This is a genomic window from Pseudomonas sp. TNT2022 ID1044, assembly GCF_028656895.1.
GTDB classification, from domain to species: Bacteria; Pseudomonadota; Gammaproteobacteria; order Pseudomonadales; family Pseudomonadaceae; genus Aquipseudomonas; species Aquipseudomonas reinekei.
This window is the reverse complement of the sequence record NZ_JAMDHB010000004.1, coordinates 263427-272323: the sequence shown is the minus strand read 5'-3', so window position 1 is coordinate 272323 and position 8897 is coordinate 263427. Positions and strand designations below refer to the sequence as shown.

Below are 8897 nucleotides of genomic sequence, written 5' to 3'. Positions count from 1 at the left end.
AAGATCGACAACTAAAAGCGAGCGATCAATAAAAAGAAAACATGGGGTTATTCGCATGGATAGAAACAAAATTACGTCCACGTGCCTGCTTCTTGCAGCGTTGCTCAGCCCTGTAAGTAGTTTTGCGCAGCCAACTTCCGCAACCGCCGATATTCGGGCACTGGCGTCCTCACCTCGATGGCTGACAACCAAGGTCTATGTAGAGGGGGCGCCCCAAGTAGATGTAAAAGCAAATTATCCTGGCGTGGTCGGAATATCAACGTGGGATCCCGAGCGCAATCGCTATGAGTTCTTTTACACCGACACGGGAAAATCAAAGTACGACAATGGAGGAGGAGGTTACTTCTTTGTCACTGGCGATCAAAAAAAACATATTTTAGTGCCCGATGTCGGGCCAATCAAAACCGTGACCAGACGATTGGAAACGTTGAATTCAAATGAATTCACCTATTCTCGCGAAGTGCCTCGCGACATGGTAGACACTAACCCTCTGGTGCGCATTTATGTAGTCCATGCCCCTTACACCGGAACAATAGAAACAAAGTCCGCCATTCGACCAGATACAAATACCACTAAGTGATCCAGCCAGTGCTGCTGAAACTGCGTCACCGCTTGAAAACTTTCCTAATAATAAATGGATTTTCACCATGCAGAAATCACTCAAAACATTCCTGGCATCCATGATATTGATAGCCTCGGCTTTCTGCGGTGTTGCCAATGCGCAGTCCACAGCCACTGTTCCTGTAAAAAATGCCGTTGCTACGCCAGATAACGCCGTCATGCTCACCATATTTTTAAAGCATGACCAGTCACGACCCCTGGCTGAACTCAAGGCTCAACTTGCAAAGCAAGGATTCTATAAGGCATTTCCACCTGCGGGCGTAGAGATTGTCAGTTGGAACATAATGATGGGTATCGGACAAGTCGTCACAGTGCGCTTCCCGGCCTCCCGTCTTGCTGAAGTAAATCTCGCACTTGAAAATACAGCGTGGGGGAGTTACAGAACCGAGTTCTATCCAACCTATGACTTCAAGGCGATAGCACTGGCGGAACAAACCAAAGCGCAGCAAACGCAAACTGCACAGTGACGATTAGATGAATGTCATCGGGCGACGATTGCAGGCGCGGGTTTCGCTATAGTGCCCGATAAAGTAAAACGGGTGACCTCAATGGGGTCACCCGAATTACGTCTTCAAAGGTTCAACCTTACGCGTCAGCAACTCCACAAACGCCTTGGCCATCGGTGATTTCTGATCTTTGCGCTGCACCAGCCATACTGCGGATATGGCCGCGGGATCGAGCAATGGCCGATAGACCACGCCATCGATGCGCATCCGCTGATACGACGCCGGCAATACCGATACGCCAAGGCCCGCCGCCACCAACCCAATGATGGTCATCGCCTCACCCGCCTCCTGCGCAAAGTGCGGATTGAAGCCCGCATCCCGGGCCAGACTGAGCAACTGAGCGTACAGACCACTGCCGTAGCTGCGCGGGAAAAACACGAAGGGTTCGTGGGCCAGGGCGGACAGGAACAAGCCCTCTTCACTGTCCTTCGCCAACGGATGCTTGGAGCTGAGCACCGCGACCAGCGGTTCGCGCATCAACTCAACCACATCGAGCGAGTCAGGCAGCCCGAGCGGTCGCATGATCCCGACTTCGATTGACTCATCCACCAACGCGTCTGCCACCTGGGTGCTGCTCATTTCCCGCAGGTTCAGGTGCACCGCCGGGAAGCGCTGGCGAAACGAAAAGATCGCCTGGGGAATGGTCGAATTGAACGGCGCCGACGAAGTGAAACCGATTTTCAGCTCACCCAGCTCGCCTAACTGCGCCCGCCGCGCCACATCCGCCGCTTTGTCGACCTGCGCCAGCACCAACCGCGCCTCCTCGAGGAACAGCCGACCGGCTTCGCTGAGCTCGACCCGACGATTGGTCCGTTCGAACAACCGGGCGCCGACTTCCTGCTCCAGCGCCTGAATCTGCTGACTCAGCGGTGGCTGGGAGATGCCCAACGCCTGTGCGGCGCGGCCGAAGTGCAGTTCTTCGGCGACGGCGATGAAGTAGCGCAAATGGCGCAATTCCATGAAAACCCCATTAGGTCGTAAAAGCTATCAAACAGGTCGAACAATATATTGGATTGAATCAATAGCCAGCGATATGCTTTTTTCATTGCCTGACCGGCTGCGCTCCTTTGAGGTCCATCGTGAAAACTGCTGTCGCCCCACTTGCCCATGAAGTTCCACCTGCCGTACAGGACGATGTCGTCGCTGAACTCAAGGAGATCTACATCGAAAAAGGCACGCCGGCGTTCATGCGCACGGTGCTGGCGCTGTTCTGCGGCGGCTTCGCGACTTTCGCCCTGCTCTACTGCGTGCAGCCGATGATGCCGCTGCTGTCCCACGAATACGCCATCAACGCGGCGCAGAGCAGCCTGATCCTTTCGGTCGCCACCGGCATGCTTGCCATCGGCCTGCTGATTACCGGCCCGATCTCCGACCGCGTCGGGCGCAAACCGGTGATGGTCGCGGCGCTGTTTGCCGCCGCACTGTGCACCATGGCCAGTGCGATGATGCCGAGCTGGCACGGCGTGCTGGCCATGCGTGCGCTGATCGGGCTGTCGTTGAGCGGCTTGGCGGCGGTCGCGATGACCTATTTGAGCGAAGAAATCCATCCGCAGCACATCGGCCTGGCCATGGGTTTGTACATCGGCGGCAACGCCATCGGCGGGATGAGCGGGCGCTTGATCACCGGGGTATTGATCGACTTCGTCAGCTGGCACACGGCGATGCTGGTCATCGGTGGTCTGGCCCTGATTGCGGCGGCAGTGTTCTGGAAGATCCTCCCGGAATCGCGAAACTTCCGCGCCCGCTCATTGCACCCGCGCAGCCTGGTCGATGGCTTCACCATGCACTTTCGCGACGCTGGGCTGCCGTTGCTGTTTCTCGAAGCGTTCGTGCTGATGGGAGCGTTCGTCACGCTGTTCAACTACATCGGCTATCGCTTGCTGGCCGAGCCGTATCACATGGAACAAGCCTTCGTCGGCCTGCTCTCGGTGGTGTACCTGTCGGGCATCTACAGCTCGGCGAAAATCGGTTCGCTGGCAGACAAACTGGGTCGGCGCAAAGTACTCTGGGGCACCATCGTGCTGATGCTCGGCGGCCTGGCCCTGACGATGTTTACCCCGCTGCCACTGGTGATCATCGGCATGCTGATCTTCACCTTCGGCTTCTTCGGCGCCCACTCGGTGGCCAGCAGCTGGATCGGCCGCCGCGCCACCAAGGCCAAAGGCCAGGCGTCGTCGCTGTACCTGTTCAGCTACTACGCCGGATCGAGCATCGCCGGCACGGCGGGCGGCGTGTTCTGGCACCTGGGCGGCTGGAACGGCATCGGTTTGTTCATCGGCACACTGCTGGTGATCGCGCTGCTGATCGCGCTGAAACTGGCGCAGTTGCCGCCGTTGCCAGGCAGCGGCGCCACTATCTGAGCACCAGCCGCGCCTCGAGCAACCCGTCGCGTGTCTCCAGCGTCAGCGATTGCAGCGCGGTGCCGTCGCGCTCGAGGCGGTCCAGCCATGGCAGCAGAGCCATGGCATCGCCGCTGAGCGTCAGGCGTAATTGATCGTTGTCACCGTCCATCTGCTGCAACTCAAGACCCGCAGCTGTGGCGCTGTCGCTGAGGCGCAGAGATAGCGGCGCGTTACCGGATTGAGCAGCGGGGCTACGGGGCCGTGCCTGCTGCAGCTGCGCCGCCAGTGCCCGTTGTTGTTGATACCGGCGCTCGGCAGCACCGAGTCGTTGTTGGGTGGGCTGCCAGACCAGCATGTAGGCCACGACACCCAGAACAAAAATACCCAGTGCCGATAGCAGTCGTTGCTCGCGCAGGGACAGCCGCTGAAACTTCGCGGCCAACGTTTTCAACCCGATCAATGTCATGTTTCTTGCTCCACGGTCAGGGATGCTTGCACTCGATTGCCATCCTTGCTGGAGCTGTCGAGTCGCACCGCAATGCCTTGTTGCCGCCCACGTTCGCGCAGCAATTCCAGTTCGGCAAAGCTGTTGGCGCTCAGCTGGATTCGCCAGCCATCGCCCTCTCGAAACTCAATGCGCCGGACCTCGACATTGCTGGCCCCGATCACTTGCTCGACCAGATTGACCAGTCCCGCAATGCGGCCGCCTTGCGCGGGTGCACCTTGGCTTTGCAGGGCGTGGAGTTGCGCCGCGAGGTCGACGATGCGGATCTGCTCGGGGTATAGCGCCTTGAACTGTTGTTCGCTGCGGCTGTAGAGCTGGTGGCCTGCGTTGTCGAGAAAACGGATGCGCGTTTCACTCGCGCCCCAGCTCAGCAGCGCGAGCAGCAACATCACCGAACCGCCGAAACGCCAGGGAATGCGGATGCGGCGCTGGGCAAACTCACCCTGCAACAGATTGATCGCCTGGCCGTGCCCCTGCATCAGCCATTGGTCAACCTCGGCCTCTTCCTGACGTTCATCGCGCCATTGGATGTCCGATGGCAGGTGCGGCCGTAACAACGCCAATCCGTCGTCGGTCAATGTCAGGCGCGCGGGCAACGCACCGCCCAGCAACCAGCGACCAAACCACCAGACACCGAGCGCCTGATCCCGAGGCATCACGTCGGCATCGATGCACACCGAGCGCACTTCAATTGCGGCCTCGACCAGCAGCGCGAGCACAGCGGTCAATCGCTCGCGGTTGATCACCATCACCGGATAGCGCCCCAGCCCGTCAGGGGGGCCACTGCTCAGGTGCAGGCGTTCCAGTGCTTCGCTCAATTGCTCTTCAATCGCGAACGCAAGGGTTTGTGCATCGGGAGCGCGTCGCGAAGGCCAAGGTTCACTGCGCAGCCAGCTGCACAATTCCATGGGTAGCAGCAGATCGACGGGTTGCCCCTTCAACGTTTGCGTCGCGTGGCTCAGGGTCACGGGTTGGCGTTGACCGGTCTCAGACCACCTGCAACAAGGCCAATCCAACGAGGGTGCAGCCAGGCCTTCCGGGGTCAGGTAGAGCCAGTTTTTCATCGCGCTATCTCATTGCTGTTCGACGGCAGAACACGCCGTTGCAGGATTTTCAGTTGCCGCGTGCGTGGGTCGCGTTCAACATCGGTGGCCAGGCGCAGACGGCTCTGCCCCTGAGTGACCTGGACCGTGATTCGATACCAGCGGCTGTCGATGCCCAGCCCGTGGCTGCTCAAACCCTTGCCTGATAGCAGCGGATCTTGAGTAAAGGCCTGAACGCTCGGCCATGGTGCCGTGGAGCGCTGGCGCAGCAACGCGTCCGCCTCAGCCGTTTCGACGCTTTCCAGCGTGCGCAGGATCAGCGCCGGGGCACTGTTGATGTTCAGCGAAGCGTCTGCGGGCAACAGCGCGACCCAGGGCTCCAGTCGACGCAGTTGTTCACCGACGACATCGGGCAGCAGGCGCAGCTGACTCAGATCCCGCAAGGCACCTACTTGCTCCAGCTGCCAGTCCGGCAGTTCCAGCAGCGCCAGCAAGCGTGCCCAGCGCTTGAGCGTCACCTGATCAATCTGCCCCTGGATCAACACGGCATTGAGATTGAAGCGTCCGGCCAGGTCCTCAATGTCGAGGCTGACCTGCGCGTCGTCGATGTCGAAAACCGGGAGCTGATCAGGTACCCGGTCGCTGACTTTCTGCTGCGCTTTCAGCAGTGACAGCCCCAGGGTTTCCCCGGCCATGCCGAGTTGGCGCAGGTGCAGTTGCTGCAGCTGTTGCCCGGCGCTTTGCAGCAACAGCCGATGACTGCGCAGCACCCCGCCGATGATCACCAGCGCCAGGCTCATGACCAACAACACGCTGATCAGCGCCACACCGCGTTGGCCCTTTCTCATAGCAACGCCCCCGGCAATAACATCACACGACGGATGGCCTGGAAGCGCCCCACCGACACCCGCATTTCCACCGCCAGCGGTGCCTCTGCAGTCGGCCCTGTCGGCCAGTCGTTGCGCCAACCGGTGCGCGCGTCGAACAGACGCCAACGCAAGTCGCGAACATGATCGAGCAGTTTTTGCCTTTGCACGACTGTCGAGCCTTCTGCCCGGCTCTCTCGCCACAACGCGCCATCCTCGAGGCGGTATGTCAGCGCTTGCCGTTCGCTGCGCGGCAGGTCCAGCGGGTTGCGCCAATTGCCGCGCTGCCAATGCAACTGCGTTTGTTGCAGCACCAAAGGCTGGTCCGTGACATGCAGCACGTCACGCTCGATGACGGCGATGGCGCGCTGCAGATTTCGCAACTCACGCTCGTGAGCCACGCTGCCCTGCTGCACCCGCACCACACTATCGAACAGCGCCCAGCTGGCCAGCCCCAACAAGGCGAATATCGCCATGGCGATGACCAGTTCCAACAAGGTGAAACCGGTTTGCTTAATCATCTCGGTTGGAGATCCAGCCGGTGGCCCGATGCAGGGTCTGTTCGCGATCGGCCAGGCTGACGTCAATCTCGACCTTCAGCAGGCCCGGTTCGGCACTGTCGCTGATGCGCTGTCGCAGCAGCCAGTCGCGACTGGCCATGTGCACCGCGTGCTGCGATTGGCCATGGGTTGGCGCAGACTGCAGGCGCAGTTCATTCAATTGGTTGTCCGCCACCCACGCCGCCAGCAGCCGCTCTTCGACAGCAACCGACTGCCTGACCACGTACTGGCTCGCAGACAGCACGGCGCTCGCAAGCGTCGCGAAAATCGCCAGTGCCACCATGATTTCCAGCAGGGTGAAACCGTGCATGCGTGGGGCGAGACGAGGCCTAGCCATCAATGACCACCTCGCCAATGCCATCGCTGGAAAGGCGCGACCAAATCCTGTCCCTGGCCTCGAACGTCAATGTAAAGGTGCTGGTTTCATCACTGCTCAGCATGAGCAGTTGAGGCGGGCCTTCGTCGGTGCCGAGACTGACGGAATACCCATCCTGCTTCAGGCGCAATCGCAGGTGATCGGGCCATCGATAAACAGTCGTCACGGCCTCCCAGCCTCGCACGCCGAGGCGCATCGCCCGGTACCCGTCGGCGCTCAAGCGCACTCCGTATTCCTGGCCATCGATCACCGCTCTTTCGCGTAACTGGCGAATCATCCCGGCGAGGGCGTCGGCCTCGCGTCGGGCTTGCTGCGCCGGGTTCATGCCGGTGGCGAAACTGACCATGCCCGCCAGCACGCCGATCAACACGATCACGATCATCAACTCCAGCAAAGTGAAACCCCGACAAAAACGCCGCATCAGTCAACCGCCCCAGTTGCCGATGTCGGCCGCATGCCCTTCCCCGCCCACCACGCCATCGGAGCCAAGGGAGTACAAATCGTAAGTGCCATCGACCGATTGAATGCCTGGATTGAGGTACTGATACGGTGTATTCCACGGGTCCACGGGCAGGGCTTTCAAGTAACCGTTGGGGTTCCAGTTGCGCGCTGCCGGCAGACCGGACGGCCGTTTGCTCAAGGCTTCCAGCCCCTGTTGCGTCGAGGGATAGTGGAAGTTGTCGAGGCGATACATTTCCAGGGCGGTGGCGATGGCCTGGATGTCGACTTTGGCAGCGGTGACTTTGGCCTGATCGGGGCGACTCATGAACTGCGGGACCACGATGGCCCCCAGAATGCCGATGATGACCACCACCACCATGATTTCGATGAGGGTAAATCCGCGCTGGGAGGTTCTGTGACGTAAAGCATTCATGGGTCAATTCACCAATTGGTTGAGGCTGAGAATCGGAAGCAGGATGGCGAGAACGATCAGCAGTACCACGCCGCCCATCAGCACCAGCATCGCGGGTTCGAACAGGCTCACCACCAGGGCGATGCGTGCGGCCAGGCTGCTTTCCTGTTGTTCGGCGGCACGGCTCAGCATGCGATCGAGCTCGCCGGCCCGTTCGCCGCTGGCGATCATGTGCAGCATCATCGGCGGGATATCGCCGCTGAGTTCCAGACCACGGGTCAGGGTGCCGCCTTCGCGGACCGAGCGGGCAACATCGGCCATGCGTGCACGAATGGTCAGGTTGCCGATCACGGCGGCGGCGATCTCCAGAGCGTCGACCAAGGGCACCGCGCTTTTACCGAGGATCGCCAGGGTGCTGGCGAAACGTGCGGCTTCCATCGCCCGCAGCACCTCACCGACGATCGGCAAATTCAAGACCCACCGATGCCAACGCAGTAGCCACAGCGGCTGACGCAGACTCCAGCGGCAACCACCGACCACCGTTGCCAACGCCGCGAGCAGCAACAAACCATGGCTGCACAGCCCGTCACTGACGCTAATCAAGGCCCGGGTCAGCCACGGCAACGGTTGCCCGCTGTCGACGAAGATTTTCACCACGTCCGGCACCACGTAGCCGAGCAGGAAACCGACAATCACAAGGCTGGCGAGCATCAGGATCAACGGGTACACCAACGCCATCTGAATTTTTTGTCGCGATGCCTGGCGGGCCTGGGTGTACGCCGCCAGCTGCTCCAGCACATGGCCCAAATGGCCCGAACGTTCTCCGGCCGCCACGGTGGCGCGGAACAATTCAGGGAACGCCTTGGGAAATTGCGCCAACGCCGCGGCCAGCGCGTGGCCTTCCATCACTCGGCTTCTGACCGCTGACAGCAGCCCGGCAACCCGGCGTTTGGTACTCTGTTTCGCTACGGCCTCGAGCGCTTCTTCCAGAGGCAAACCCGCCTGGACCAGTGTCGACAACTGCAAGGTCAGCAGCGCCAGATCAGCGGCGTTCAACCGGCCTGCGCCTGGTGTCGCGCTCGTCGTCCGGATCTCATTCAGGTCACGGGTCCACAACCCGCGCTCACGCAACAGTTGCCGAGCGTGGCGAGGGCTGTCGGCCTCCAGCCGACCCTTGCATCGGCGGCCCTTCCCATTGTCTGCGCGGTAATCGAAGGTCGGCATG

General features: G+C 60.5%; 12 protein-coding genes. 3 read left to right on the top strand and 9 right to left on the bottom strand.

The genetic code is table 11. The features are described 5' to 3' along the window. The first annotated feature begins 55 nt into the window (after nucleotides 1–55). Together M5G20_RS07480 and M5G20_RS07475 are read left to right on the top strand one after the other, a co-directional pair. Nucleotides 56–580: a DUF4822 domain-containing protein gene (locus M5G20_RS07480; protein ID WP_273918587.1), complete on the top strand. Its 525-nt coding sequence runs from the start codon at nucleotides 56–58 to the stop codon at nucleotides 578–580. Between the two features lie 67 nt (nucleotides 581–647). Continuing rightward, on the top strand, nucleotides 648–1088 hold the full coding sequence (locus M5G20_RS07475) for a hypothetical protein (RefSeq protein WP_273918586.1): 441 nt from the start codon (nucleotides 648–650) through the stop codon (nucleotides 1086–1088). A 96-nt stretch (nucleotides 1089–1184) separates the two neighbouring features. Here the strand turns inward: M5G20_RS07475 and M5G20_RS07470 are convergent, their stop codons facing one another. Further along, entirely contained in the window at nucleotides 1185–2087 is a 903-nt protein-coding gene (locus M5G20_RS07470) for a LysR family transcriptional regulator (protein WP_273918585.1), read from the bottom strand. Nucleotides 2088–2206: 119 nt separating this feature from the next. Here M5G20_RS07470 and M5G20_RS07465 point away from each other — a divergent pair, with 119 nt between their 5' ends. Then, nucleotides 2207–3487, top strand: a complete 1281-nt coding sequence (locus M5G20_RS07465; RefSeq protein WP_273918584.1) for an MFS transporter — start codon at nucleotides 2207–2209, stop codon at nucleotides 3485–3487. Here the strand turns inward: M5G20_RS07465 and gspM are convergent. From gspM to gspF, 8 genes are read right to left on the bottom strand one after another with little or no spacing between them, the layout of a single operon-like run. Continuing rightward, nucleotides 3480–3935 carry a type II secretion system protein GspM gene (gene gspM / locus M5G20_RS07460; protein ID WP_273918583.1) on the bottom strand — a complete coding sequence of 152 codons (456 nt, stop codon included), beginning with the start codon at nucleotides 3933–3935 and terminating at the stop codon, nucleotides 3480–3482. The two genes, M5G20_RS07465 and gspM, sit on opposite strands and share 8 nt — an antisense overlap. Next, nucleotides 3932–5038, bottom strand: a complete 1107-nt coding sequence (gspL, locus tag M5G20_RS07455) for a type II secretion system protein GspL (protein WP_273918582.1) — start codon at nucleotides 5036–5038, stop codon at nucleotides 3932–3934. Before gspL ends, gspM begins: the two co-directional genes overlap by 4 nt. Then, nucleotides 5035–5865, bottom strand: a complete 831-nt coding sequence (locus M5G20_RS07450; RefSeq protein WP_273918581.1) for a general secretion pathway protein GspK — start codon at nucleotides 5863–5865, stop codon at nucleotides 5035–5037. Before M5G20_RS07450 ends, gspL begins: the two co-directional genes overlap by 4 nt. Then, entirely contained in the window at nucleotides 5862–6404 is a 543-nt protein-coding gene (locus tag M5G20_RS07445; protein ID WP_273918580.1) for a type II secretion system protein GspJ, read from the bottom strand. Before M5G20_RS07445 ends, M5G20_RS07450 begins: the two co-directional genes overlap by 4 nt. Next, entirely contained in the window at nucleotides 6397–6780 is a 384-nt protein-coding gene (gene gspI / locus M5G20_RS07440; RefSeq protein WP_273918579.1) for a type II secretion system minor pseudopilin GspI, read from the bottom strand. Before gspI ends, M5G20_RS07445 begins: the two co-directional genes overlap by 8 nt. Next, nucleotides 6773–7240: a type II secretion system minor pseudopilin GspH gene (gene gspH / locus M5G20_RS07435; RefSeq protein WP_273918578.1), complete on the bottom strand. Its 468-nt coding sequence runs from the start codon at nucleotides 7238–7240 to the stop codon at nucleotides 6773–6775. The genes gspI and gspH overlap by 8 nt, the downstream gene beginning before the upstream one ends. A gap of 3 nt (nucleotides 7241–7243) precedes the next feature. Further along, entirely contained in the window at nucleotides 7244–7693 is a 450-nt protein-coding gene (gene gspG / locus M5G20_RS07430) for a type II secretion system major pseudopilin GspG (RefSeq protein ID WP_273918577.1), read from the bottom strand. 3 nt (nucleotides 7694–7696) lie between these two features. Continuing rightward, entirely contained in the window at nucleotides 7697–8896 is a 1200-nt protein-coding gene (gene gspF, locus M5G20_RS07425) for a type II secretion system inner membrane protein GspF (RefSeq protein ID WP_273918576.1), read from the bottom strand. Between the last annotated feature and the right edge of the window lies 1 nt (nucleotide 8897).